Consider the following 1,148-nt stretch of genomic DNA (forward strand, 5'->3'; position numbering starts at 1 on the left):
AGATAACGGTATGATTCTCGATGATGCTGCAACACAGGAAATGGAAGATTACTTTAAACGCTTTGCTGAATTCGTAAATGAAGGCCTGGACAAATCAGGTTTGAAATATTGCCCGGGAGAGGTGATGGCGCAGACTGATAAATGGCGTCAGCCTTTAGAGGTTTGGAAGCAGTACTTTACTCGCTGGATCCGTCAGCCTGAACCCAAGGCGCTAATGCATGCCAGTATTTTTTATGATATTCGCCACGTTGCTGGCAAGCGTGAGCTGACGAAGTCTTTAAGTAACTTGGTATTGGAGGAGGCTCAAAAGAACACCATCTTTCAGGCATGTATGTCAGAAAATGCGCTTCAGACCTCACCGCCTTTAGGCTTTTTCAAAACCTTTGTGCTAGAGAAAGATGGCAATCACAACCCGGTATTGGATCTAAAACTACGGGGCACCGTGCCGATTGTTGCCCTGGTTCGTTTGTACTGCTTGATGAAAGGAATTGAAGAGGTAAATACCAGTAACCGGCTACAAGCTTTGGAAAGTGCAAAAGTACTCTCTGCCTCCGAAGCGAGCAACCTAAGAGATGCTCATGAGTTTATTGCTCGTTTGCGTTTGGATAGTCAGAGTAGGGCAATGATGCTGTCGCAGCCAGCGACAAACCACTTAAACCCGGATGAGTTATCTCCTTTGTTGAGGCATCAGCTTAAAAGTGCGTTTTCGGTTGTTGCTGAAAGTCAGCGCTTGTTAAAAATGCGGTTTGGTCATGGTTCTATATAAGCTTCAATACTGGTTAAAAAAACGGAATTGGTATCGCCAGGCACAGCGAACGCCGATCGCAGAGCTTTATGCCCAGCCTTCCTTGTCGGGGGGGACGAAGGTGATAGATCAAGACTTTCTGGTAGTCGATTGTGAAATGAGTGGTTTGGACCCGAAGTCGAATGAATTGCTGAGCTTAGGTTGGGTGCGTGTAAAAAATGGCCGGATTGATTACGCAACACGAAAACATCTGCTGGTGCACTCCAAGCAAACGGTAGGAGAAAGCATTCAGATACATGGCTTATGTGATCAGCGATTGGCCGGTGCCTCGAGTGTGTCGATGGCTTTGGGCTTGTTAGCTAAGCATGCAGAAGGTGCAGTATTGGTGTTTCATCATGCTGTA

The 1,148-nt window shown here is 46.4% G+C and carries 2 protein-coding genes; both read left to right on the forward strand.

Annotation, left to right across the window (positions count from 1 at the left end):
- Window positions 1-766 (forward strand): putative nucleotidyltransferase substrate binding domain-containing protein (locus A3756_RS21855; protein WP_231875605.1); only part of this gene is annotated, 766 nt, incomplete at its 5' end.
- Window positions 753-1,148, forward strand: a 396-nt coding sequence (locus A3756_RS21860; RefSeq protein WP_255376534.1) for an exonuclease domain-containing protein, incomplete at its 3' end; no start/stop codon positions are given. The genes A3756_RS21855 and A3756_RS21860, both read left to right, overlap by 14 nt.

The organism is Oleiphilus sp. HI0086, from assembly GCF_001635225.1.